This window comes from Halorubrum shenae, assembly GCF_051194165.1.
GTDB lineage: Archaea > Halobacteriota > Halobacteria > Halobacteriales > Haloferacaceae > Halorubrum.
The window spans coordinates 1-23434 of sequence record NZ_JBLZNI010000025.1 but is presented as its reverse complement, the minus strand read 5'-3'; the positions used below and the strand labels follow the sequence as shown (position 1 = coordinate 23434).

Annotated in this window: 25 protein-coding genes; 18 read left to right on the top strand and 7 right to left on the bottom strand. The window is 56.1% G+C overall.

What is annotated here, in order from left to right; genetic code table 11:
* Positions 1-119: 119 nt before the first annotated feature.
* Positions 120-917, top strand: a complete 798-nt coding sequence (locus tag ACNS88_RS16565; protein WP_435100128.1) for a helix-turn-helix transcriptional regulator — start codon at positions 120-122, stop codon at positions 915-917.
* Between the two features lie 275 nt (positions 918-1192).
* Here the strand turns inward: ACNS88_RS16565 and ACNS88_RS16560 are convergent, their stop codons facing one another.
* On the bottom strand, positions 1193-1351 hold the full coding sequence (locus ACNS88_RS16560; RefSeq protein WP_435100125.1) for a hypothetical protein: 159 nt from the start codon (positions 1349-1351) through the stop codon (positions 1193-1195).
* 223 nt (positions 1352-1574) lie between these two features.
* Between ACNS88_RS16560 and ACNS88_RS16555 the strand changes: the two genes are divergently transcribed.
* The 5 genes from ACNS88_RS16555 to ACNS88_RS16535 all read left to right on the top strand — a co-directional run bounded on the left by ACNS88_RS16555 (position 1575) and on the right by ACNS88_RS16535 (position 8024).
* Positions 1575-2903, top strand: coding sequence for a restriction endonuclease (locus ACNS88_RS16555; protein WP_435100122.1), 1329 nt, complete (start codon positions 1575-1577; stop codon positions 2901-2903).
* A gap of 1419 nt (positions 2904-4322) precedes the next feature.
* Positions 4323-5648, top strand: a complete 1326-nt coding sequence (locus ACNS88_RS16550) for a Cdc6/Cdc18 family protein (RefSeq protein WP_129452698.1) — start codon at positions 4323-4325, stop codon at positions 5646-5648.
* A gap of 399 nt (positions 5649-6047) precedes the next feature.
* Entirely contained in the window at positions 6048-7031 is a 984-nt protein-coding gene (locus ACNS88_RS16545; protein WP_435100118.1) for a DUF7983 family protein, read from the top strand.
* 158 nt (positions 7032-7189) lie between these two features.
* Positions 7190-7483, top strand: a complete 294-nt coding sequence (locus tag ACNS88_RS16540; protein WP_435100115.1) for a hypothetical protein — start codon at positions 7190-7192, stop codon at positions 7481-7483.
* Positions 7484-7586: 103 nt separating this feature from the next.
* Complete coding sequence (locus ACNS88_RS16535; RefSeq protein WP_435100112.1) at positions 7587-8024, top strand: TRAM domain-containing protein; 438 nt, start codon at positions 7587-7589, stop codon at positions 8022-8024.
* Between the two features lie 48 nt (positions 8025-8072).
* Here the strand turns inward: ACNS88_RS16535 and ACNS88_RS16530 are convergent, their stop codons facing one another.
* From ACNS88_RS16530 to ACNS88_RS16515, 5 genes are all read right to left on the bottom strand, one after another.
* Positions 8073-8420, bottom strand: a complete 348-nt coding sequence (locus tag ACNS88_RS16530) for a DUF6788 family protein (RefSeq protein WP_271931331.1) — start codon at positions 8418-8420, stop codon at positions 8073-8075.
* 232 nt (positions 8421-8652) lie between these two features.
* The gene (locus tag ACNS88_RS17670; RefSeq protein ID WP_496923277.1) at positions 8653-8820 is read right to left on the bottom strand and encodes a DUF7837 family putative zinc-binding protein; all 168 of its coding nucleotides are present in this window, start codon (positions 8818-8820) and stop codon (positions 8653-8655) included.
* A 239-nt stretch (positions 8821-9059) separates the two neighbouring features.
* A complete protein-coding gene (locus ACNS88_RS16525) occupies positions 9060-9476 on the bottom strand; it encodes an HVO_A0114 family putative DNA-binding protein (RefSeq protein ID WP_435100107.1) in 417 nt (138 codons plus the stop codon).
* Between the two features lie 27 nt (positions 9477-9503).
* Positions 9504-9821, bottom strand: coding sequence for a toxin-antitoxin system TumE family protein (locus tag ACNS88_RS16520; protein WP_050033092.1), 318 nt, complete (start codon positions 9819-9821; stop codon positions 9504-9506).
* A 1348-nt stretch (positions 9822-11169) separates the two neighbouring features.
* The gene (locus ACNS88_RS16515) at positions 11170-11751 is read right to left on the bottom strand and encodes a DUF7344 domain-containing protein (RefSeq protein ID WP_435100104.1); all 582 of its coding nucleotides are present in this window, start codon (positions 11749-11751) and stop codon (positions 11170-11172) included.
* A gap of 450 nt (positions 11752-12201) precedes the next feature.
* Between ACNS88_RS16515 and ACNS88_RS16510 the strand changes: the two genes are divergently transcribed.
* The 12 genes from ACNS88_RS16510 (at position 12202) to ACNS88_RS16455 (ending at position 22672) form a co-directional block, all read left to right on the top strand.
* On the top strand, positions 12202-12849 hold the full coding sequence (locus ACNS88_RS16510; RefSeq protein ID WP_435100101.1) for a DUF1102 domain-containing protein: 648 nt from the start codon (positions 12202-12204) through the stop codon (positions 12847-12849).
* 15 nt (positions 12850-12864) lie between these two features.
* Positions 12865-13542, top strand: coding sequence for a DUF1102 domain-containing protein (locus ACNS88_RS16505; protein WP_435100098.1), 678 nt, complete (start codon positions 12865-12867; stop codon positions 13540-13542).
* A 5-nt stretch (positions 13543-13547) separates the two neighbouring features.
* Positions 13548-14090, top strand: a complete 543-nt coding sequence (locus ACNS88_RS16500; RefSeq protein WP_435100095.1) for a hypothetical protein — start codon at positions 13548-13550, stop codon at positions 14088-14090.
* A complete protein-coding gene (locus ACNS88_RS16495) occupies positions 14091-15092 on the top strand; it encodes a DUF1565 domain-containing protein (protein ID WP_435100092.1) in 1002 nt (333 codons plus the stop codon).
* An 82-nt stretch (positions 15093-15174) separates the two neighbouring features.
* On the top strand, positions 15175-15582 hold the full coding sequence (locus tag ACNS88_RS16490) for a hypothetical protein (protein ID WP_435100089.1): 408 nt from the start codon (positions 15175-15177) through the stop codon (positions 15580-15582).
* A 228-nt stretch (positions 15583-15810) separates the two neighbouring features.
* Entirely contained in the window at positions 15811-17130 is a 1320-nt protein-coding gene (locus ACNS88_RS16485) for an FG-GAP repeat protein (protein WP_435100086.1), read from the top strand.
* Between the two features lie 246 nt (positions 17131-17376).
* Positions 17377-18987, top strand: coding sequence for a PGF-pre-PGF domain-containing protein (locus tag ACNS88_RS16480; protein WP_435100083.1), 1611 nt, complete (start codon positions 17377-17379; stop codon positions 18985-18987).
* Between the two features lie 309 nt (positions 18988-19296).
* Positions 19297-20568, top strand: coding sequence for an RNA-guided endonuclease TnpB family protein (locus ACNS88_RS16475; protein ID WP_435100080.1), 1272 nt, complete (start codon positions 19297-19299; stop codon positions 20566-20568).
* 158 nt (positions 20569-20726) lie between these two features.
* On the top strand, positions 20727-21506 hold the full coding sequence (locus ACNS88_RS16470) for a ParA family protein (RefSeq protein ID WP_435100077.1): 780 nt from the start codon (positions 20727-20729) through the stop codon (positions 21504-21506).
* A complete protein-coding gene (locus ACNS88_RS16465) occupies positions 21499-21918 on the top strand; it encodes a DUF8160 family protein (protein ID WP_435100074.1) in 420 nt (139 codons plus the stop codon). Before ACNS88_RS16470 ends, ACNS88_RS16465 begins: the two co-directional genes overlap by 8 nt.
* A gap of 330 nt (positions 21919-22248) precedes the next feature.
* Positions 22249-22410, top strand: coding sequence for a hypothetical protein (locus ACNS88_RS16460; protein WP_435100071.1), 162 nt, complete (start codon positions 22249-22251; stop codon positions 22408-22410).
* Positions 22411-22462: 52 nt separating this feature from the next.
* Positions 22463-22672, top strand: coding sequence for a hypothetical protein (locus ACNS88_RS16455; protein ID WP_435100068.1), 210 nt, complete (start codon positions 22463-22465; stop codon positions 22670-22672).
* A gap of 20 nt (positions 22673-22692) precedes the next feature.
* Here the strand turns inward: ACNS88_RS16455 and ACNS88_RS16450 are convergent, their stop codons facing one another.
* Positions 22693-22965, bottom strand: coding sequence for a winged helix-turn-helix domain-containing protein (locus ACNS88_RS16450; RefSeq protein ID WP_496923276.1), 273 nt, complete (start codon positions 22963-22965; stop codon positions 22693-22695).
* Positions 22966-23434: the final 469 nt, after the last annotated feature.

The window sequence follows — 23434 nt, the reverse complement described above, 5'->3', positions numbered from 1 at the left end:
GGGACAATCGGTCGGTTCATGATCGTCGTTCGCGCCGTGAATCAGTCCCGTTTAGCGACTGGCTTTCACACCGTGAAAGTGGTCGAAACCGACTTCCACGCCGGCCCGCAACGGGGGCTATGGATCGGGTTCTGGAGGAGATGGAGTTCCTCGCACGGTCGGCCAACCGCGGTGACGTGCTGACGGCCCTGACCGACGCCACACACGACCGGCAGGCGCTGGCAGCGGAGACGGGTGCCTCACAGCCGACGCTCGGCCGGATTCTGCGGGATTTTGAGGACCGCGACTGGGTCAGGGAGACTGACGACGGCTACACCGCAACCGCGACGGGCCGGCTTGTCGCCGCGGGGCTGACCGAACTCTCGGACTCGCTGGCTGCCGAACTTCACCTCCGTGAGATCAGCGAGTGGTTGCCGGCCAACGATCTCGGTTTCGACCTCCAGCGACTCGGCGAGGCGACGATCACTACGCCCACACAGACCCGCCCGAGCGCGCCGGTCGGCCGCGTGATCGACCTCATCAAGGCCGCCGACCACGTTCGCATCCTCTCGCATGCGTTCAACGAGGCGACGCTGTCGGTCGTCGTCGCGTGGGTCGCCGATGGCGGCAGCTTCGAGGGCGTGTTTTCCGCCGCCGCTATCGAGGCCGTCGCCGACGAGGCGGCGCTGGGCGAGCAGCTCAGACAGTTGCAGGCCGGCGAGCGCGCGACGATCCGGGTCGCCGAGGAGTCGGTCCCGCTGGCGGTAACCGTCGCCGACGACACGGTGAGCCTGCTGTTGCGCGACGAGCAGGGCCGCCTGCAGGCGTCTGTCGACACCGACGACCCCGCGGTCAAGTCGTGGGCGACCGAACTGCATGATCGCCACTGGGATGCGGCCCGGCCGCTGTCCGACAGCGATCTCGCCTCGGACGGGTAGCCGGGTACGGCTGTGACGACGGCAGTGCGGCAGCCTCGGCCGAGCTAGGTGGCTTCAAGAGCCTCGCACACACACCCCCGGCCAATGACAGAGTCATCCAACCCAGTTTCTTCTGTATGTATCTCGCACACAGCTTCTGACAGAAAATAAGGAGATCTCAGAGGCGCTGCTGAATACAGCGCGCGAATGTGGTACGAACCGAGGGCGATCTATGGGAGAGAGTGATCGCTCAGTACAGGGGAGTCATCCAGAACTAGTGGAACGGGTAACGATGCTCAACTTGGTGTCTGTCTCTGTTCCTCGTCGTCTCTGAATAGCCAATACAGTCCCAAACCCAGTACTGCTTCGAGTGGGCCGAGAAACACTGCTACAAGTAAAAAGAGGAAGTACACGAGCATACCGAACATGCTCTCAGTGGAGGGGCTGGTGTCCATATCTACTACTCTGATTGGTTGGATAATAGAACTTTCGGGACGATAGATTCGCAAGCGCATTCTATCGGCTGGTCAGAATTTAAATGGAGAAAATAACGCAGTTCCCGTGCTGACTACACGCTCTGTATCTCGCACACCAATCCTATCAGCTCCTTAGAATTTCAACAGAGTCAATGAAGTTGTAGCCAATTATTTGCTCCCCACCAATGATTTCCACTCAAGCATGACCGGAATCGTGATCCTCCCCGCTGGTCGCGACGACGCATTTGAGGACTACAAACAGTTCATCCGAGATGGGCACCCAATTGAGGATATTGAGTCCTACCTCAGTGACGAGGATCTCGAACTGTTTCAGACGACATCTGACGACGATCTCGTCCACGTCTGGGGGACCTCAGTAGATGGGACGTGGCGGAACGTCGAGCGAAACGACATCGCGCTCGTCTACCACGATGGCGCCTTCGTCGCGAGGGGGCAAGTCCTCCAACTCCGACACGACCCCGACCTTGCGGAGTACCTATGGAGAGAGAACGTTGAACACGGTCGCTGGAACGAGGAAAGCCCCTGGGAGTACATGACCTTCCTCACCGATATTGAGGAAGTTGACGTCGACATTGAGAAATTCAACGAACTCGTTGGCTACGACGAGACCTACCGCCCGCAGGGATTTACCCGAGTCGCCGACAAGCGTCTCAACCAACTCTCTGGCGAGGAGTCAGTCGAGACCGCCATTGCCGACCTGACCGATGCCGGCGAACGTGTTCACCCCGTCGACGACGAAGACGACGAACCAGCTCCCGACCTTGCTGACCAACTCCGGGCGGCCAGCACAGATGGGAACGCCCACGAGGAGTTCGAGAAACTCGTTGCGAAGGCCTTCTCTCGGCTGGGCTGTGTCGCCGACTGGATCGAGGGAGGGGGTGACACCGACGTGGAGATCCGATCCCCCGAACACGTCGTTGTCGAAGTGAAGGCCCGAGGGAACGGGCGAGTCAACTCTCTAGAGGTCACCAACGTGGACAAACACCGGCGCCAGCGTGGGGCTGATCACGCCATCGTGGTCGCCCCAGGCTTTGCTCCGAAGGTGATCGATAACGCCGAGACGACCGAGCTAACGACCATCGCCGTTGACGACCTCGTCGAGCTCCTCGATCGCCGGGACGAGTATGCCGTCCCACCCGAGGAGATACTGGCCCTCTTGACACGCTCGGGAGCCTTCCAAGACGACAGACTCGACCTCCTCGATGAGTACATCCAGGACCGCATCGATGCTGGAGAGATCCTGCTTGCGGTCATCCAGGCCCTCGAGCGTGCCGATGGAGCCGTAGAGACAGCGGAGGACGTCCGGTGGATCGTCGTGGGCATGGAGGACTCGAACGATATCCCAACCACCGAAGAGGTTCGATCCGCCCTCCAACTTCTTGCGCATCCCAGCGTGGGAGCCGTTGAGCAGGATGGAGAAGGGTATCGGGTGACGACTGGCTACGAGAACGGAATAGAGTTGGTTCGATCTCTTGGAGAGATCGTCCAACCACCGGGAAGGGAGGAGTAGATTGGGGCGATCCGGCCTCATCCTGATTACGCCGCCTCTTTCGTAGTCCCCTTGTTCTCTCGTGAATAGCTTCGGAAATGGTGGTGTGCGGATTCCCGCGATCACTCGTCAACAAAAGCTGCGGAAACGGTGGAGAGTTAGACGCGATCTATACCAGTTATTGAGCCCACACACTACTGCTTCAAGTGAAACAACAGACTCCATTAGCGATGGGTCTTTTCAGCAGTTTTCCATGAGAGCGAGCGATCTTAACCAACATACTTCGGGTTTTGCTATCTTTGTTGGTTAATCACAGCATCCTGCTGTCTAACTACCGAACGTCGGATATTACCTCGATCATACACTTGTCGGGTACAGATTTCTCTTGGGCGGCGATCTGGTTTCACACTACAGAGTCGGTGCTGCCAGTCGCTGTGATTGGCAAGAGGAGTGCGGGTCGTAGTGGGTGTGCTGGAAGAGGTTGATCGCCTACGTCCCCACACACCGGCACTTCGAGTATTTCAAACTGTACACCAGTAGATCGACGCTGAGATCCAGCCGCTCTCACACACTATCCGTTCGAGTGTAACCACCGACGCGGTCGCGAACAAAACTGCTCTCAGCGTTTGGTAAGAGTCTGAGCAACCGCTATCGGAGACACACCCACCACTGTTTCACGAATTTAGCGAGAGTATCGGAGAATGAGAGTCATAAACCTATCTGGAGAGAGTAGATTCACGAATTCGGTTCCGGGGCAAGAGAGACGCTAACTCATATAAATCCGCCTGACACCCACCAGTGTTTCAGGAATTAATTCAGCTGGACGAACACCATTCCCTAGAGTTCGAGTGAGTGCGTTACTCAAAACAGGAAAGTAGTTAACACTCGATTTTGGAGACCTGAGAAACACTACCCCGGAAGAATAGAGACCACACACGTCTCTCAAGAACTCCTCGGAGGAAGTAAACATGACATTCACGGATGAACAGTTAAATCGAAGTAACGGATGCCGTTGGGACCCCCACCACTGTTTCAGCAATTTACCCGAATAAGAGATCGGGTCGAATACGAAGACGAGTCCCGCCAGAGGTACGTCTCTTATAAATCCTTCAAATATAGGTTGCTATACTTGTTGTAACTGCTCTATCTACTCTCTTACTACTACACTTACTACTACTAAAGGAAAAGAATATATAGTATAATAAGAGTCGCTGTGTCTTTAATCCGACTGAAATAGAGGTAACGGTGGCTGAGAACCGTGTCTTCGTACTGTAACGTATGTTTCGGTTGGAACTAATCGTCCCCACTCTTTGGCACGAGAATTGCTGAAACGGTGGTGGGGGTGTGGTCTGTCTATTTTGTTTGGAACCACCGGTTGACGACATTCTAGACATTGCTGTAACCGGGGTTTTATTATCTCTTGCCCAGAGGGTTCCGCATATGACCCAGTTCTCGAATACCTCGCCTATTTTCCAACGAGAAGAGGTCCTTCGTGAGGAATATCATCCCGACAATCTCCCCGAACGAACTGACGAGATGGAAGATCTTCATATGTCGCTGGCTCCCGCGGCTCGCGGAGTCGGTGCCAACAACGTGTTCCTCCACGGGAAGGCCGGTCAAGGGAAAACTGCCGCTGCGAAAGCCAAACTCTCCGAACTACAGGCACATGCCGAGGAAGAATCCGATCATCTGGACCTCACGACAGCATATGTCTCCTGTGAATCGCATGATCTCTCAACGTCATACAAGGCTGCTTCCCGTATCTACCAAGAACTCACCGACAACAGCCGTCCGACTGGTTACGCAACTGACGTCGTGATGGACATGATGTTCGAGGCGATGAACGAGATCGGTGGCACGATCATCATCGTCCTCGACGAAATCGATACGCTCGGAGACGACGACCGGATTCTCTACAGTCTCCCCCGAGCTCGAGCGCAGGATTACGTTGAGGACCACGTCTTCCCCAGCATCATCGGCATCAGTAACGACCTCCAGTGGCGGGATAATCTCAGTCCGAAAGTGAAGAGTTCGCTCTACGACGATTCCGTCCTATTCTCACCGTATGATGCGACGCAGCTCCAGCAGATCCTCCGCCGGCGCGCAGCGAAGGCGTTCCGCGATACCGAACTGACTCCGATCGACGAAGTCGACGCCGATGGAGTTCCGCAGGGAACTGTCGTCGAAATCGACCAATCCGGGCAGGAGTATCTGTTTCGGAATGGTGTACTGACCGATGACGTGATCCCACTTGTCGCTGCACTCTCGGCACAAGATACGGGCGACGCTCGTCAAGCGATCAAATACCTCCGTAAAGCCGGCGAATTGGCGGATAAACACGGTGACGACCAAGTTGGTGCGGAGCACGCCCGTGAAGCCCAGGCACTCGTTGAGCGAGAAGCCGTCGTTGAGGCTATGCGTGAAATGACGACACAGGCCCATCTTGCCCTTGCTGCGCTCACTGCCCTGGAACTTTCCGGGGATGCTCCCGTCCGAGCCAAACCGATCTACGGTGTGTACAAGAGTGTCGCCTCACGAATCGATGCCGACAAACTCGGTCAGCGACGGTTCAAAGATCATCTCCGTGAACTCGACATGCAAGGTATCGCCGAAGGCGAAAAGGTGACGGCGGGTTCGATCGGTGGTCCTGCTTGGGAGTATCAGCTCCAAGTCGATACCGAGATCGCTGTCGAAGTTCTCAAGGATACAGCTCGGTTTGCAGATATCGATTTCGAGCATATCAGTGCTGATCGACCGAACGCGTAGTCTTGTTGTGGGGTGATTTTCGACTCCCTGTTCATCTATACAACACCCCCCACCGTTTCAGCAATTTCAGGATACATAGCGACCTCCTCTGCTCTTCTGAGGACACCCCACCATTTCGTGAATTCTTCCTGATAACACGTGTGGCGTGGGACTGTCTGCCTCGCGTGAAATCTCCGAAAGTGGTGAGCATATTACCATCTCAATCAGGCAGACGGAACTCGCGAAACGACCACTGTCACCCCACACCTAGGCAGTACTGAGGACCTTGGAAAGATCCTCTGAGGATAGGCTCAGAAATTAACCAACAAGCTGGCGCTTCCGTTGTTTCTGTTGGTTAATCACGGTGAGCTCCATCACGTACGCCCGTATGCTTTTGTCTCGCAGTACTGAATCGCCAGTATGTCGTTTCGAGTGACGTGGGACAATCTCCTCGACAACGTGGAGGAGCTTCCAGCAGACGCTACACTCCTCACTCCGCTCTCTCAGAAGCCGTTTCACATCACCGACGTCCAGCAACACCGAGTACTGATCGAGTATCAGGGCGACAGTGAGACCGTCCCGCTCCAGCGAGAGCAGTTTGAGACGCTGTTTGAGCGCGTTGACGATGCGACTGGGTCGTTCGATCTCGATCGCCTCCCACCCGGGGCTGAACCGTATGCCACCGTCATGAGTCTCCATCCGCGATTCACTATCGACGACCGGGGCGGGACCCTCTCCGAAAGTGAGACGCCAACACCGTCGCCGCTTGTCGAGGCGCACACGGTTGAACACGACGATGGTCCACGAGAAGAGCCCGATATCCCGGTCTATGCAGATGCCCTCCTGTTGATCGACGCACTCGAGCAGCACGATGTGACGTCACTCACCGAACTAGACGTGCCGACGCTCGTGAATCTCTACACGCTGCTGTCCGACGTCCAGCGCAACGCCAACGATCTTCGGCAGGAGGTCCGTGGCGTCTTGCTTGACCGCCTCCATCACGATCAACCTGTGAGTGGTCAATACGGGTCCGTTCAACGGGCTGTCCGTCGGAATCGAACACTCAAAGATGACGAAGCAGTCCTTGAGCTACTGGAAGCAGAAGGGATCGACCCTGAGCGGGTGATGAGCGTCGACACGAGCAAACTCGACGACGCGCTGGAGGTAACGTCACTCTCTGAATCCGATGTCTACGAGATTGAAGAGAGCGAGTATGTACGGAAGGCAGACGTCGACGAAGAGATGAAAGAAACCCGTCTCCAAGGGCTCAAAGACCAGTTGGCTGGAGCCGACGAAGACACAACCGAGCTCCAAGCTGAAATCGAAGAACTGGAGCAGCGTATTACCGAGCTCACTAGCTTTGACTCCGGGACATCCTTCCATACTCGTTCAACTGGTGGGTAGCCGGCGTCTGGGCGGATACTGTCACGGCCGAGACTGCGGGAGGACTGTTCTATCGTACTCGTTGGGAGACGACAGACCGGCCACGGCAACTGGCCAGATGGTGTATCCGGATCGTACTCATGTTGGGTTTTATCAGTAGAATAGACCTAGGACCTGGTATGACCGACTCGCCGTCTCCAAGCGTCTCTGTCTCGTTATCTGAGCCTACTAATGTTTCAACAGTCCTGGACCGGGCCGGAATCGATTACGTCACCGTTCATGAGCAGCGACTGCTGGCGATCTATCATACCGGGATTTTCAATGTGACAACCGAACCGGAGTCGGTGTCGAATGCGCGCACGCTCGAGATCGAATGCTGGGAAGCTCCACTCCCGTCTCGTAGTGATGAGCGATCGCCACAGGAGTTCCTCGAAGACTTTGCGGCCGTGTTTGATGCTGGCGATGAGTCCTGAAGTGGTCTCTCGGGAACCTTGATCAGACCGACGGTATTCAGTTGAGAGCACTAGAAACGCTAGAAACAAGTCAGCTGGCACGAATCAACACAATACGCGATTTATGGACATTTCTGAGACGCTCCAAACACTGTATACTGCGACTGTTGAGCAAGACGATGGTACCTATCAAATAACTGTGCCAGACCGTGAGATAGCCACCGGAACACTCTCTGAGGGTGAAACATACCGTGTTGCGCTCATATCGACGTCGACGTCGGATATCGAAGCCACCGACACGACTGAGGCCACTCAGTCAGCTGACCACGCTGGTCAGCAACACGAATACGACGGCCCGCCTGTCGAGGAAGGTGAACAGCGAGACGTTGAAATCGAGAACCTCGGTGACCAGGGTGACGGGATCGCGAAAGTTGAGCACGGTTACGTCGTGATCGTTCCCGAAACGAGTGTCGGAGACCGAGTCACCGTCGAGATGCAACAAGTGCGTGAGAACGTTGCGTTCGCTGATGTCGTTGATGACACCCTTCACGGGGAAGTCTAGGACCGCAGGTTGGCACGAACGGGTGGTTATCCCAAACTTCTCACACCACTACTCACTTTCTGGCTTACCGACGTACTCGGATTTCATCGTCCCGTTCTCACGATAGTAGCGATAGAGATACGGACCGTGCATATCCGAGGGGTTCCCGCTGGCACATTTACAACTGTCGTCGCCACAGGTGACTTTCTCTTTGACGACGGTCCCGCTTCCTGCGCCATCGGGATCGTCGACGGGCTCGGCAGCCTCGGGAAGCTCGTCAGTGTCGACCGACTGGTCGCGATACTCGATGAGAGCCCCAATATAGTTCTGTACCTCCTGGAGTGTCTCCGTATCCTGTTTGGGGAGCCCCTCCGCGAGATACTTCGGGAGCGAGGTGGGTGGTGACGGCTGCTCCATACCTTATGTAACAATCGGAGCCATGTTAGCGTTCGGGTGCTACATAAGGTATTGAACCTTCTCTACTAACCGTGAACACTTCAGCGATTACTCAAGATCGTAGGCCGCAATCTCGTGAGAGCCACACTGTGGACATTTATCGACGGCTTTCTCCACGCTGTACCCACAGTGACGGCACTCGTGGTGCGTTGTCGATGACGGCTCGAGCCTGACGATCTGCTGGATGAACTGTTTACTGAGCATCGGTGGGGTCAACGATCTCGCCACAGCTTGGACATTCGGCCCACACGCCAGGGCCACCGCCAGCGGTCTCAAAGGGGATGATTGCGTGCCGACCGGTGACTATCTCGCCACAGAACGAGCAGTCGCCACGGACCGTCTCTGGGTCATCAGGAGTCATTTTCACGAGTTCACGGGCTACTTCGAGGGAGAGAGGGAGCGTGTGACACTGTTTTGGAGCTGATCCGGTTGTTGAAACCGGCCCAGCGGTGCTCCCTCTCCTCAAAATTTGAGACTCTGTGACTTATAGTTCGGGCGAGCGGGGCGAAAGTACTGTTTCGGGACAGCAGCGTGACCGTAGGTCGTGAGTAGCCATCGAACGAGAGTCTCATAGCACACTCCGAGAGCGGTGGGTGGCGACTACGCGCTTGCGGGAGTACCATCGGCGTCGCCGCTATCGATAAGCGGGTAGTCGATGTGGACCTCGATGCGGTCGAACGGAACGACGGGTTGAATCGCACCGCTGGGCCCGCCCTCTTCGAGCGTGAGGATGCCCAGTACTTCCAGCTGCTTCAGGTCCGAGTGGACGTCGGACACGTCACGCTCGACGAGACGCGCTGCCTCGCGCATGCTCTCGGGCGCCTCTTCCGCGATCGCCTGGATGAGCTCAAGGCGCAGCGGCGTGAGACTGTCAACGAAGTCGTCGTAGGTGCCGAACTGAAGTGTTGCCTTTCCGTCCTGTTCGTCGAGATCGTCAGCCTCACCGCCTTGGACGAACTGGAGCGCGTCCTCACGGAGTTGTTCTCGGTCGCCGACGGTGATGTGGAGTGTGGTCATGGTCGGGTATCGTGTGTCGGTATTCGATCAGTGCGGCCGGGGCGGGTCGCCGCCGACAGCGTCCCAGTACTCGTCCGCGCTCGCCCAGAACTCGACAAGCCGGTCCTCCATTCCGGGGAACTCGACGTCGTCAAGGTCGCCGGCTGCGGTGTGGTGTTCGTGGCCTTTCGTGTCCTCGTGGGAGTTGTCGTATCGGACGAGCGTGAGGTCGTCGAGAGTGCCTAGGTGGAGCGTGTATTTCCAGCCTGAGGGATACGTCTCGATGTCGTCAGTCGGCCGAAGCACGACGTTCTCGACGAGACCGGCCTCGACGTGTGTGTACTGGAACAGCGGTTCCTGGGCCATCTCTCATCTGTTGGCACACCGGCCAATAGTATAAGCGTTGGGTAGAAGTCCAACACCGAACCCAAAACCGCCTGCCGTTCGCCAGCAGCGGTCCGATCGACGCTACGAGCCATCTCATTAATGAGCAGGAAGCGGCGAGCCCTCAACTGCTCCCGAAACCCAACTTTCTCAGAGGGGCGGTCATAGTGTTATTCATTGCCAAGATATAGTAATGCTACTTCGACTGCGTGAAACCAGCTGCTCGGGCGTAAGCCAGGCTCGGGCTTGCCTGCTTTGAGTTTCCGAATTCGTTGACTCGCTCATCTTTTTAAGTAGCTTGTAGCCCTAATTGTGCCGCTTAGCTGTTTGAGTTTCCGACTTCATTAACAAAGCCGGAAACTCAACGAGCACGGGCAGATCTATCTTCTCTCCTCAAAAGAAGAAAGTGGAACTGTTCAGTGAGAAAACTACTAGCTAAGAATAATATCTGTACTGGTATGCAAGATACAGCGTGCAAATACAGCGTTATCGGACTGCATCGAGAGGTCCTCGATGTCTCAACAACCTGTGTATAACTACATGTGGTAGCGAGATATCACCGATGTAGTCATGAGCCAACAGGACAGTCAGCTGTCCGAAACCATGGTCAGGGGGCACCTCAAAGACGCGTTGGATGAAACTAATGCTTCAAAAAAAGATTATCACATTCGGTCGGCATTACAGCGTTTAGTATCAGACGAGATATGCGGTTCTGAGATATGTTCCGACAGGTGACATCCTCCTCGTCGTAAACGGCGAGGAGGATTTCACACCGCGTAATCAGCTCAGGTCGAATTGGAGAATGATTCTGCTTCAGTCTCGTCTTCCTCTTCGTCTTAATTCGGTACACACGTAACGCTGAGAGTCCGATCAAAGGTGACGCTTGCCTCGGATCCACTACCAGTTACCTCAATAGAGAGTCTGACATCCTGTATTGTAGAGCAATCTAGTGTAACGGTGACGGTACCAGCGCTACCTCGGTCGAGTTGATCGGGGGCATCGAAGGTTTCGATTGTGGGCCCAGACGAACTTGTGCGCGAAACGTCGATCTCTAACATCTTGAAATCGACACTAACTTGATTGTGGTATTCTGCGACTGATGTAGACTGCCCCGCAGTAATGTTTTCACCCCCGTTGACGAGTGGTTCGTAGCCGAGATATGCGTTGTCGTCCTCAGTTACGTTGATTCCAACTCCGCGGTCAGCATCCATCGTGGTGAACCCAGCGGTGCCAAAAACAAGTCCGACTGCTGCTGTAAATGCGAGAAGAATACTCAACAGACGGAATTTACCAACACGAATCTGCGGCGTCCGACTAGGTGCTCTCATTCTCACTGATAGAGTTCAGGTGGTTTCTCCCTATTACCAAGGCGGGTGCGGCGGCCGATAATGTGGTGTACAACTGACGACATTCCGAAGGCGGTGACTGTGAAAATACCCACTTCAAGCGGCTCGAGTGCCCCAAATATCGGTGCTTCGACTGTGACTGCGAGCAGGAGTGCGATCGCGACCCCTGCGAGTCCGACGTAATAAAGGCTCCACGGAATCTCTTTACTGTTGAGAGCCTCAACATAAATATCGAGGCTTTCCAGCTCGGATGTAGCACGAACTGCCTTCTCTTCTTTGTCGACGATCACCAGATTCTTTTCTTCCAGATTCGGCAGGTGGGTTCGCTTGAGCGTACTGTACACGCTTCTCTGGTCCTCATAATCGACCTCCTCCGGGTCGACACCGAGTTCCCAAGCAGTGATGTGCGCCGAAAGTTCAGCGATGTCGACGGGCTCTTTTTTGCGTTTGAGCGCGTGGATCACAAATCGTCGTCGTCGGTTCGATAGAACACCATAAATATCGTCTTCGGACAGTTCATCCCCGTTTGAGTTTGATTCGTTTGCCGGTGTCGTGATTGGTAGCATTCAATCGGCCCCCCTTGACCGCCGGCCAAGGTATCTCAGTCCCAAGCCGCCGAGTGTCAGTTGATATCTGTAAGACCAGACATTATAAGCCATTAGTATATTTTATCTGTTATTATTTTCCACCTTATGTTATCTGGGACTCCTCGTTGGTTGTGGAGGAGTCGCTTGAAGTAACACAGGACCCGCTCTGGGATCTTCAAGCCACTCTTGATCTGTCCGAAACGACACCCTGAAGTCCGCGATGTAGACGGGTGTCTGCTTCAAGCACTGCTTGATGCGAACAACGAGACGTGCTTGAGCCGAATCGAGTTGGCCATTCGATTCATCGAGTGCTCCACGATGTAGCCTCGAGGATCTCATAACGAAGTAGGTCCCCCTACATGCGTCATTCGAGCGCTTCCGGCCCGAATGGTCGGGTTCGGGGGTGCCAGAACCCAGGTGAAATCCAACATGCAACGGCGCAAATTCGTCGTCGGACTAGGTGCATTGGCTTCCGGAAGCGCGGCTGCCGTAGGGACAGGCGCGTTCACGAGTGTGGAAGCGGATCGGAGCGTGGACGTTGAGGTCGCCGGTGATTCGAGTGCATACCTCGCGCTGCGGAAGGCGGCAGGCCCGAACAGCGACCCGGGCGCGAACTCGGACGCGTACGTGGACGACAGCGGTGCCGAGGTGTCGTTCGACTTCAGCTCGAGTAATAACACGACTGACCTCGGCGACGGGTTCAACCCCAACGCCGTGACTGAGATTGATGACCTGATCGAGGTGCAAAACCAGGGGACTCAGTCTGCGTACCTCAGCGTGGACACGGCCAATCTGGACCTCTCCGACGGCTCCGGCAATCAGGCCGGTGTCGGACTGGCAGTCCGGGCCGACGAGAGCGCTACCTCGAACCTGAACGACAACATCGCATTCGACAGCACCGGCTCGAACCCGGACGGCGGCAGTATCGCCGACCCGACCGCAGACGGTGCGTACGAGCTGACGCAGGGTGAGTCGGTCCACCTCGATCTGACGGTGGACACGACGGTGTTCGACAACGCGAACGTGAGCACGTCGGGGAGTATCACCTTCATCGCTGACCAATCCAGCAGCCTCTAACGAGCGTGAGATAGGATGAACCGCAGACAACTGCTGGTCGGTCTCGGCGGACTCGTCGGCGGCGGCGGCATGGCCGCCGGCACCGGCGCGTTCACCAGCGTCGATGCTGACCGGCAGGCGACCGTTGAGGTTAGTTCAGACACGGCTGGATACTTACAGATCTACCCGAGCGACGAGGGGACTCTTGACGAACCAAACGGAACGTTCGCCACCCAGACCGGTGGCGGCAATGAACTCGGGATCGACATCAACGACGCATCTGGAACCTCAGGTTCGAGCGTCGGGGCTGGTCTCGACTCGGAATACGTTTTCGACGACGTATTTCGGGTCCGCAATGAGGGTACACAAGACGTGTTCGTTCAGATTGACTCGGTCATCACTGACACCGAGGCACCGGGATCCGCAACCGGTGGAGAAATCCGACTTGAGTTTATCGCCGGTGGGAATCAACCCTCGTTCTCAAATGCGGACGTGATCGATGGGAGCGCCAACGAAATGTTGGTTCCTGTCGGTAATGTCCGCGCTGTTGGCATTCGACTTGAAACGTTAGACGAAAGCGAATACGGTGATGTCAACAATCCCACCGGTAGCTCAAGGATCGATCCGAGCACGACAACCGAAATCAGAGCGGACGCCGCCGACGACGGTGGCGCCACCAACGTCGATCCGGGCACGCCGAGTAATACTCTCTGACACGCATGAACCGACGAAAATTTCTCGCCACGGTCGGGGTCGCTGGAAGCAGCGTCGCCTTCGGGGTCGGCACCGGCGCGTTCACGAGCGCATCGGCAGACAGAGATGTCGCGGTACAGGTGGCGACCGACGCCACCGGGTACTTGGCTATCGACGACACCGGAAACGCAAACGCGGAGTACGTCACCGAGGACAACGGGTCGTCGAACAGCGAGTTCGGACTCGACTTCACGAGCGGGAACTCGACGAGCAACGGCGGAGCAGGTGTCAATTCCGACGCCGTGACCGTCTTCGCGGATCTCTTCGAGGTCCGGAATCAGGGGACACAGGATGTCGAAGTTGAGGTGACGCCGCTGTCGTTCGTCGAACCGGGCAGCGGTGGTCCCACAACGCTGATCGTCCTCATCGTGCCACAGACGGGCTTCCCGAGCGTTACGGTCAGCCCTGGGAACGCCGAGACGTACGATGCGATCGTCGCCGCGACCGACGACGCGACGACGAGTACCAACCTGAGCGAAACGATCACGGTTAGTGGGGAGGCTCCATAGATGACACTTGATATTCAGGATTTCGCCGCAGAGACGAGTGGAGAAGTCAGCGCCGATGACGTTCCACCTGAACTCCGTCAGCGGCTGAACGATAAGCTAGCAGATCTGACCGGTGTGGAGGGTGGACCGTCCGGTCCCAGCGCCGATCTTTACGACGCCGTTGTCAACGCTGGCAGTGGAAGCGACGACGGGAGCAGTCCATTCAAGACGATCCAAGCGGCGATTAATAATTCCGAATCCGGTGACGTGATCTCCGTCGAGGCGGGATCGTATGGTGGCTTCGACGTAACTAAAGAAAATCTCACCTTGTTCGGCCCGAACGCCGGTATTGCTGGTGACAGCGATGAGCGTGGCGACGAAGCGACGATTACGGGCGGTGTATTCGTTGACGAAAACCCGAGTGACGTTGTTATTGATGGGCTCGCAATTGAACGGACCATCGGAGAAGCCGAAGGTGTCGTCCAAATCGGCTCGACGTCCAACCCCGGAGCGAACAACCTGACCATCAGGAACAACGTCATTACAGCGACTTCGAATGGACCAAGGAATCTTGGGACCATCCTCATCGAGCAGATTGATGGAGAGATTCAGATTGAGGATAACCTGCTGACCCAGACTGGTGACGGAGCCGGTGAAGGGTTAATTCGTGGCCTCGTCCAGGCGGTCCAGCTTGATAATACTCAAATCGTGATCAACGGAAACACGATTGAAACCGATCTCGGCGTCCTGCCATCCGGTCTCGATACGCCGAGCCCCGAATACACAATCACGAACAACGAGTTCGTGGAGAACCGCTTCGGAGTGCTAGTGTTCGGGACCTACGACGCAGACGAGTTGCAAGCGTTCGAGCAGAACACCTTCACCGGCGCTGCAGATACGACATACGTCCAAGACAGAGGCAATCAGCTTGATCTGACTGCAGTGGAGAGTAACAATCAATTCGACCCCAACGCCAGCGAAGGCACTGTCGAAGGAGTTGACATCCTCGTTCCTGAAGAGTAAGTGGGCCACTCGCCTACCCCTTCGACGTGACCGCTCGCTCACTGGCCGCGCTTTCCCACAAAAGTAATCAATACGATCGAAGATGCCACTCACGATCACCGATTTCGTCGAGCAGGTAGAAGGACTCACCGCCGAGGACATCCCGCCCGAGACGCGCGAACGGATCAGCGGCGCGCTTGCCGACGTGACCGGTGGCGAGCCAGTGACGCTACAAATAAAAAACCGAGGAACCCAACCGATCGAGATCACAGAGATCGACTTCGAAGATCGGGTGACTCTCACACCCGGGGCGCAAATCGGAATCGGCAAGACGTTCGAGACCACAACGTCCGTTCCGGAGTCGGTGGAGACAGTCACGATCAAGGGGGAACCCGCGGACGGTGGAGCGCAGGGTACGGACGACGTCTCGACATCGTTTACGTCAATCACAGTAACAAGAGACATCCCGGAGGATCGGGTTCTCGAGATCAGTATTCTCGGAGGCTCGTAGAGGCGATGGATAATCATCTATACACCGGAGCTGACAACCGCACTGGTCGTTCACGCCGGTCGCCGTCACTCAGTGACGTGGCGGTTCGACTCCGCCGGTGGGCCTGCCCGAAAGGGCGTCAGACGGTCCGAAGATCATGACCGCGATGTACGTCACAGACATCAACCAGACGGGCGAAGTCGATAACAATCAGATCGGTACCGAACGACGCTCCGAGGTGACGCGATAATGAGCGGCAAGCCACCGTTCTCGCTGTCGGATTTTCTTGACGAAGCCGGTATCGACCCGGAGAACATCGATGCTGACGAGACCGAACGGATCAACGACGCGCTGGCCGAGCTCAACCCAGAACTGTACGGAACCGGCCGCGGAGATGGTGGAAGCAATACTGGACCGCCGACGCTCGACGGGTCGCTCGATAATAACGAGTTCCCAGGCGGGTCGCTCCAGGAGTTCGGTGCGAGCATCTCGGCCAGCGGCAACACCGCGGTCGTTGGCGCTCCAGGGACGGACCTCGGTGACGGCGACGACGAGGGCGTGGCACAGGTGTTCGAGCGGTCGAATGGCTCGTTCCAGCAGGTCGCGACGCTCACTGCCTCGGAACCCGGTGACCGCGTCGGGGAGAACGTTGACATCGACGGGAACACGGCGGTCGTTGGAGCGCCAGGAACGGTGAGTGGCGACGAGTACGGCGAGATATACGTGTATGAGCGGAGTGGAGATACTTGGGACACGTCGCCTGTGTTCCAACTGACAGACGCTGACGACGAGCGAGGGGAGCCGAACGAGACTTCGGGAACCGTATCGCCCCCGGACGACTATCCTCGATTCGGCGAGGTACTCGAGTTTCAGGGCGATATCATAGCGACGCTCGCTCGTGGCGGTCCGGACGCACGAAAGGCAGGACTCCTCGTGTTCCGCCGGACGGAAAACAGCCCGACGGAGTGGACGTGGATCCGGACTTATATCGATTTCGGAGACCCGGCAGACATCCCGGTCCACGTGGCGACGAACGGCGAGTACGTCCTCCTGACAAACTCGTATCCAGACATCAATCAGGTGGCCCGGGTGTTCCCTGTTGACGACATCGATACGTTTGACGACACTGGGCCCGGAACGGAACCAGTTTCCGAATTCGGGGCCGTCGGAGATATCGTTCAATCGGCCGGAGACACGTATCCGACGATACTCATCGGGGCGGCGAACGAGATACGGGTGTACGAGGCCGGAGCGGACACAGATGGTTTCGGGCCGGATTTCGACCTTCCCGAAGAGGTATCGGAAACGCTGAGCGGTCCAACTGGTGTCGGCTTCGGTACGTCGTCGCTGGCGGCCGACGGGACCACGGCAGTCGTCGGTGCGCCTAGCGAACCGATGACCGATGGGACCGGTGCAGTCTACCGGTTCGAACGGGGCAGCGGTAGTTGGAGCCAAGTTGACCGCATCACCGCACCTTCGGGAGTGACGAACTTCGGTACCAGCCTCAGTCTGGGGCCGAGCACAATCTATGTTGGTGATGGAAGCAACGTCTACACGTATACGCGGTAGGCGGAGAACAGTGGGGACCACGCCTAGATCGGAATTATCCAGAGAGGACATCCTACCCGAACTGTTAATAACTATCTTACCGATCGAACTGACCGATTCTGGCCGAGATTATCAAAAGGGGTATTGTCTTTCCGTGAAAACAGACTCCCAACGCGCCGATTCACTGACTGATGTCTGTGCCGCCAGCCGGTTCAGGCACACCTCGATACGGTCATGTGCGGCGGTTTCTTATATACTAACGACAATATGTATGGGACGATGAGATGGCAGCGTGGGTCGACCACCCTACTCATCACAATCTCGTTAGGAGCAGTCGTCCTGCTCGTTGTCTCCAGCAGCGCAGTTGTTCTCGATCAACCGAGCGATCCGCTCAACGATGAGGTCGCACTCCAACCCGGCGACAACCCCTACGCATACCTCGATGAGAACGACGAACTCGCAGTTGATATCACTGAGAACAATCCGAACCTCGATAATGAGGGCGTAAACCCAGACGCATTTGCGGCTCAAGAAACACTCTTCTACATCACCTACGACGGAAACGAGTCCGCAGAAGCATGGATTGACCACGAGGGGACAGGCGTCACGTTTGTCGTTGACGGTGAACCGATCGAGAGTGAGTCGAATGCTGTACAGTTGACTTCGGAAAACGACGCGGTTCCAGTCGGCGTCGAAGTTGACACCCGTGTGGCTGAAGTCGCCCCCGGCGATCGACTTATCGATGAAATTTCGGTCCACGCCCGTCCTGCCGGTTCAGAGGCGATTGGTGACGCAGATAACGATGGCAACAGTGACGATGATGACGATCCGGGCACAGTTACGACGGTAGAGTCACCCGACTCAACCGCCCGGAAAGTCGAAATTCTCTCGCTCGCTGCTGAGGTAGAGACTGAAGTCAATCTCCGACAGCTCCATGTCGGTGACCCAGCAGTCCGACTCACCGACCTGACGTTCGTCAGTAAGGATTCTGGAAACGTCGAGTTCGAAGTAAGAGGTACTACCGACCCGCCGCCAGAAACTTCCTCCGTGCCGCTTGGTGTGGACGCGCTCGGCTACTATACAGTCGAGTTTGCGACAGCTAACCAGCCAATCAACGAGGCGACCACTGAGCTCGTTGTGGATCGCGATTATCTCGCGGAAACGGACGTTGACCCCGAACAACTCGCCGTCTACCGTGAGACGGGGGCGGGCTGGAAAGAGACGAAGACGACCGTAATCAACACGAACGATGAGACAGTCCGACTCCGAGTTACCTCCACGGGATTCTCTGCGTTCGCGGTCGCAGCCGAGCGCCCAGCATTAGTCCCGGCTGAGACGACTCTCTCGGCCGATCAAGTCGCGGCTGGGGAGACGCTGACCGTTACTGTTAATCTCAATAACAACGGGCGGGCCCCCGCGAATGATGTGAAGGTTCAAATTGTAACCGCTGATGAAAGGGAGTTGGTGAATGACGAGGCGGCCACAGTCAACGCTGAGGTTGGCGAGACGACGACCGAATCAATCGTTGTCCGCCTCAACTCCTCAGGGGAGTACAACCTCGTCTTGACAGGTCCAGCCCTCGAAGCTGGATCGGGCGGTTCCGGAATAGGTACCGATCAAATAATCACGCAGTCTGTTACCGTGACCGAACAACCCGATGGTGAGACGGTTGCCGAGACCAGAGGTGCTTCCAGTATCAACACTCCAAATGATGGCTCTACCGATACGGGTGTCTCAGGCGAGACAGAAGTGGGAAATGACAGGGAAGAAGCAGTAACTGAACGTTCTGGCATCGATCTTACTGATCTTGGAGGGATTGCGTTGCTCACCGGAATTGTCCTCACAACTCTGTTCCTGTTCCGCCGCGCGCCGCGATGATTACGAGCGAAAAGTCGAAGAGATAACGCTTAATGCCCGTTTCATCAATAATCCGGACGATCGTGTGACCGTACTCGTACTCCTCGACAACCGTTTCGTCGTCACTCAGTAGTAGTCGCCTCGAGTTCCTCGCGAACAACAGATTGAATCCGCTCGTCGAGATCTTCTGCCGATCCACCTCAAAGATCATCGAGCGGTCGTAGGTTCTCTACAGATAGTAAGGCCGAGTGCCTCGGGGCTTGACCCCGAGGGTGAAGGCCGTCACCTGATTTACACACATATAACTGAGTCACAAGCGACGAACACAGTATGCAGAAGTCGTTGACCCGGACTCTCATCTGCCAACTCGATATTGACGAGGGTAGTCCACGGCTTCTGACACAAGGCCAACGTGAAGCACGCCGTGTCGTGAATGAAGTCTTCCGTCTTGATCGTGAAGGCTACGACTGGGACCACATCGAAGAGCTCGTTGTAGATCGGTCATCGCACGTCAAAAACACAACTCAACGTCTCGTCGAAAAAGCGATTGACGCGCTTGAACGCTACTACGACGAAGACGATTACGGTTATCCACGCCAGAATCATGAAGATGAGTTCCCACTCCGAATGAATCACGGCGAGGGATACGCCTTAACATTGAGTGATTCCGGTGCGGTGAACTTCCGCATCACCGCTAAGAAACGAACGTTCGTTCGTGGAACACTCCAAGCAAGCCGTGACCAAATAGAGTTGCTTCAGACTGCGTTGACTGATGATGTGTGGCGTGTCGGCACAGCTGAAGTTGTCTCACGACACGGCCGACACGAACTCCACGTCAACGTCACTCACGAAACTGGGACTGTCCGGTCGAAGGATACCAGTACAACGTTTGTTGGTGTTGATGTGAACGAGGATAACGTTGCGCTCGCAGCGATTACTGAAGCGGGTGTGGAAGACTCGATTGTTATTGAGTATTCTGAGATCAAGCAGGAACGTCACGAGTTCTTCACGATTCGGAAGCGAATGCAGTCAGCCGGGCAAACCGCATTTGAAAACACGATGCAGGATCGTGAGAAACGGTTTGTCCACGACCGGCTTCACCAAGTCTCACGACGTGTGGTGGAGTGGGCCAACCAGTTCGAGGATCCGGTGTTCGTCTTTGAAGACCTCAAAGACATGCGTGATTCGATTGATTACGGCACCCGGATGAATCGACGGCTGCACTCGCTACCCTTCGCACAATTACAGAATTTCGTGACGTACAAAGCCGCATGGAACAGCATTCCATCACTGAAGATTGACCCGGAATACACATCACAAGAGTGTATCGTGTGTGGCCACACGAACCGTTCAAACCGGAAGAAGAAACGGTTCAAGTGTGTTCGTTGCGGGTTCCAAGATCATGCTGACCGGAAAGCGGCTGTGTCGATTAGCGCGAAGGGATTACAGAAGTTAGATAGGAATGTGCCTGCTCTCAACAACCTTCCGGTAGTGAGGGTGCGACGGCAGTGCAACGGGGCGAGTGAACCGCCCGGCCATGACCCGGTTTCCACCGTTCGAGGCCACCAGACCGATGGTGATTCCGGGAGTGTTAGCAGTTAATCCGTGGGAAGAAGCCTCGGGGCTTGACCCCGAGGCAGTTCACGACGGCATTAACATCTTCATCCGGCGATGAATCTTAATGCTTAGGTGGGTGTGAGCGTCTGACGCAGTATTAAGACTCTTCGACATCTCTGCGCTCTTTGAGGGCAAAGACATCTATGAGAATTGGAGTTACCAACCAGAAGGGGGGTGCTGGGAAGACGACCACGACGCTGAACGTCGCCGGCGCGCTGAACCAGCACGGCCACGACGTGCTCGTCATCGACCTCGACCCGCAAGGCCACGCGACCGAGGGGCTCGGTTTCGAAGATCTCTATGACGATCCCGACCGCGACTCGCTGTTCGACGTCCTCCCAGATATCGACCGGATGGACGACCTCGAGCGGCTGGTCGTCGAGCATCAAGAGGTCGACGTCGTCCCGAGCCACGAGCGGATGATCAACGCCGAGGACGAACTCGCGAACGTGATGAAACGCGAGGAGCGACTCGACATGCTCCTCAACGAGAGCGACGCCGACCAGCGCTGGGACTATATCCTCGTTGACTGCCCGCCGAACCTCGGTGTCCTCACCGACAACGCGATCGTCGCAACGGGGAACGCCCTGATCCCCGCTCAGGCGAAGTCAACCAGCATCCGCGCGATCGAACTCTTGTTCAAGCAACTCCGGAGCATCGAGTCCGCGTTTGGCGAGGTCGACGAGATCGCACTTGTTGCGAACGAGGTCGGCGTCGACGGCGAAGCTGAGGAGATGATGGCATGGTTCAAAGATGTCTTTGAGGACAAAGAAGGCTGTGAGGTCTTTGAGATCAGAAAGCGTGTCGCACTCCAGCGCGCATGGAACGCTGGCGTCTCCATCTTCGAGCATGATGAGAGCTGCGACATGGAGGAAGTCTATCTGGATGTCGCCGAGCACTTGGAGGGTTACGCCGATGACTGATGGTGACGGGAAGCGGGACCGAAACCCGTGGGACGATCGCTACGACCGCGATGATGACGATCGGGACGATGCCGCCACCGAAAGTGAGGCATCCTCAGAGACTGCGGAGATGTCGGAAGCATCGAATACATCAAAGACCTCAAAGAGGCAAAAGACAACAAAGATGTCTAAGAGCGAAAAGACAGCAGAGAGCGAAGAGAGCAGCGGGACCGTCCGTGAGCGGAAGAACGTGAACATGTATCTCCCAGAGGGTCTCGTCGATGACCTCCAGATGCGGTATTCGGAGTTGAATGTCGAGTGGCGACGTCGGCACGGCGAGGACATGCCGAAGAACGATGAGTTCTACCCGGCGGCGATCCGGGCAGCGTTGGGTGAGTCATCGATTGAGGAAGAGCTCGGTCTTGGCGAGTAGGCGCCGAATTTCTATCGCGGTATACGCTATACAAACAGACGAAATGAGGTGTCTCCCGCAAACACTCCACTATCGAAGTGTATCTTCGGCGGTCTGACCCCCTGATTCAGGACGACAAGAACGGCTTCTCGAAGGTGTAAGCGTGGTGTATATTGGGTTTCCGGTGGGAATGTGTTCAGATTCCGGGATAACTCAGACTATCTAGAACACTGGCCCCATCACCCTCACTGTCCTGCGGTTTCAGTCTTAACCAACAGCCGGCAGTTCTAGCACCGATCGTTGGTTAAGACTGAGCAGAGTGGCTTTCCCGGACCACACGGATCGGTGTGTATGGGAGAGATTTTTCGCGTTAACTGCCCGGGTTGTGAACAAGAGAAGGGCCCGATCACGACGCACCCCGGCACCGTCGGCATCCACTGCTCGTGCGGGATCACCGCAACTGTCGACATCGGCGCGCAGGAGATTGATGAATGTTGGGAGCGGGAGAACTGACCTACCGGGGGTCGACACCTACGTTTATTCTTCACGCCGGGTAGAATATGGTATGAGCCGTGAACCTCCTGACGCCGACATAACCTCGGACGAGGAGCTCACCGAGTTGCTCGCCGATGCTGAGGGGACGACGCCCGAGGAGATCGAGCGCGGCGCTGCTAAACTCGATATCGCACCGCCTGAAAGGGCGACCATCGTCGATATCGACAAGGCAGAACTACCAGATGATGAGGGTGGAGGCGACGAAATCGACGACCAGTGAGCGATTATCAAAATCGACAGTTACGCATCTTCTAACTCGGCGGCGTCGATCTCGCCTCCGAGATACTCTCGACCGAGATCGGATAGCTGGTAGTATCCGTCACTGTCCTTCACTAAGAGCCCCTTCTCGGCTAATTCTGGCAACCGTCCCCGTACTGTAGAGTACCCGATGTTGTGACCGTGTCGATTTAAATTCCGGTAGAGAGGCTTCGGGGCGAGCTCTAGGTTGTAGTCGTTGAGAAACTCCAAGATGACTAGGTCGGTCATCGTCATCCACCCCGGAGTTGGCCGCATTTTCAATACGTCCAATGGGGACTTTGTTAGTTACACGGGTTGTGTCCCCTGAATAGACTATTTGAGCCAATATTTAGCCCATATAGGCTAGCATTTAATACTTCAGAATCCATATGCTGTAATCACGGACCCTATTGGCCATTGACGACGACGCGCTGTGCGCAAAAAGATGCTGGCCGACTTGTGCCAATAGATGGCCCATATGGGAGGTTCCGTGGACACGCACAAACCCATGTACACCGGTTCAACGCGGGGGCTTGAGATTCTGGTCCAAGACACAGAATCAACTTTGACTGACGAGTACCCGCCAGCGCTCGCGAAGCTAGGATTGGCCGGCCATGTGAGTCACGACCTATCCTCCCACCAGAACGACGCTCACTAACCAGACAAATGGCTGTGTTGAATCACCATACAGCAGCGAGGTAGGCCGCTAAATCAAAGGAGTTGAAGCGGGAGACTTCAGTTGTTC

Bases quoted from the DNA above. Each gene is read 5' to 3' on its own strand.
- ACNS88_RS16565 (WP_435100128.1), top strand. From the start codon at position 120: ATGGATCGGGTTCTGGAGGAGATGGAGTTCCTCGCACGGTCGGCCAAC.
- ACNS88_RS16560 (WP_435100125.1), bottom strand. From the start codon at position 1,351: ATGGACACCAGCCCCTCCACTGAGAGCATGTTCGGTATGCTCGTGTAC.
- ACNS88_RS16555 (WP_435100122.1), top strand. From the start codon at position 1,575: ATGACCGGAATCGTGATCCTCCCCGCTGGTCGCGACGACGCATTTGAG.
- ACNS88_RS16550 (WP_129452698.1), top strand. From the start codon at position 4,323: ATGACCCAGTTCTCGAATACCTCGCCTATTTTCCAACGAGAAGAGGTC.
- ACNS88_RS16545 (WP_435100118.1), top strand. From the start codon at position 6,048: ATGTCGTTTCGAGTGACGTGGGACAATCTCCTCGACAACGTGGAGGAG.
- ACNS88_RS16540 (WP_435100115.1), top strand. From the start codon at position 7,190: ATGACCGACTCGCCGTCTCCAAGCGTCTCTGTCTCGTTATCTGAGCCT.
- ACNS88_RS16535 (WP_435100112.1), top strand. From the start codon at position 7,587: ATGGACATTTCTGAGACGCTCCAAACACTGTATACTGCGACTGTTGAG.
- ACNS88_RS16530 (WP_271931331.1), bottom strand. From the start codon at position 8,420: ATGGAGCAGCCGTCACCACCCACCTCGCTCCCGAAGTATCTCGCGGAG.
- ACNS88_RS17670 (WP_496923277.1), bottom strand. From the start codon at position 8,820: ATGACTCCTGATGACCCAGAGACGGTCCGTGGCGACTGCTCGTTCTGT.
- ACNS88_RS16525 (WP_435100107.1), bottom strand. From the start codon at position 9,476: ATGACCACACTCCACATCACCGTCGGCGACCGAGAACAACTCCGTGAG.
- ACNS88_RS16520 (WP_050033092.1), bottom strand. From the start codon at position 9,821: ATGGCCCAGGAACCGCTGTTCCAGTACACACACGTCGAGGCCGGTCTC.
- ACNS88_RS16515 (WP_435100104.1), bottom strand. From the start codon at position 11,751: ATGCTACCAATCACGACACCGGCAAACGAATCAAACTCAAACGGGGAT.
- ACNS88_RS16510 (WP_435100101.1), top strand. From the start codon at position 12,202: ATGCAACGGCGCAAATTCGTCGTCGGACTAGGTGCATTGGCTTCCGGA.
- ACNS88_RS16505 (WP_435100098.1), top strand. From the start codon at position 12,865: ATGAACCGCAGACAACTGCTGGTCGGTCTCGGCGGACTCGTCGGCGGC.
- ACNS88_RS16500 (WP_435100095.1), top strand. From the start codon at position 13,548: ATGAACCGACGAAAATTTCTCGCCACGGTCGGGGTCGCTGGAAGCAGC.
- ACNS88_RS16495 (WP_435100092.1), top strand. From the start codon at position 14,091: ATGACACTTGATATTCAGGATTTCGCCGCAGAGACGAGTGGAGAAGTC.
- ACNS88_RS16490 (WP_435100089.1), top strand. From the start codon at position 15,175: ATGCCACTCACGATCACCGATTTCGTCGAGCAGGTAGAAGGACTCACC.
- ACNS88_RS16485 (WP_435100086.1), top strand. From the start codon at position 15,811: ATGAGCGGCAAGCCACCGTTCTCGCTGTCGGATTTTCTTGACGAAGCC.
- ACNS88_RS16480 (WP_435100083.1), top strand. From the start codon at position 17,377: ATGTATGGGACGATGAGATGGCAGCGTGGGTCGACCACCCTACTCATC.
- ACNS88_RS16475 (WP_435100080.1), top strand. From the start codon at position 19,297: ATGCAGAAGTCGTTGACCCGGACTCTCATCTGCCAACTCGATATTGAC.
- ACNS88_RS16470 (WP_435100077.1), top strand. From the start codon at position 20,727: ATGAGAATTGGAGTTACCAACCAGAAGGGGGGTGCTGGGAAGACGACC.
- ACNS88_RS16465 (WP_435100074.1), top strand. From the start codon at position 21,499: ATGACTGATGGTGACGGGAAGCGGGACCGAAACCCGTGGGACGATCGC.
- ACNS88_RS16460 (WP_435100071.1), top strand. From the start codon at position 22,249: ATGGGAGAGATTTTTCGCGTTAACTGCCCGGGTTGTGAACAAGAGAAG.
- ACNS88_RS16455 (WP_435100068.1), top strand. From the start codon at position 22,463: ATGAGCCGTGAACCTCCTGACGCCGACATAACCTCGGACGAGGAGCTC.
- ACNS88_RS16450 (WP_496923276.1), bottom strand. From the start codon at position 22,965: ATGCGGCCAACTCCGGGGTGGATGACGATGACCGACCTAGTCATCTTG.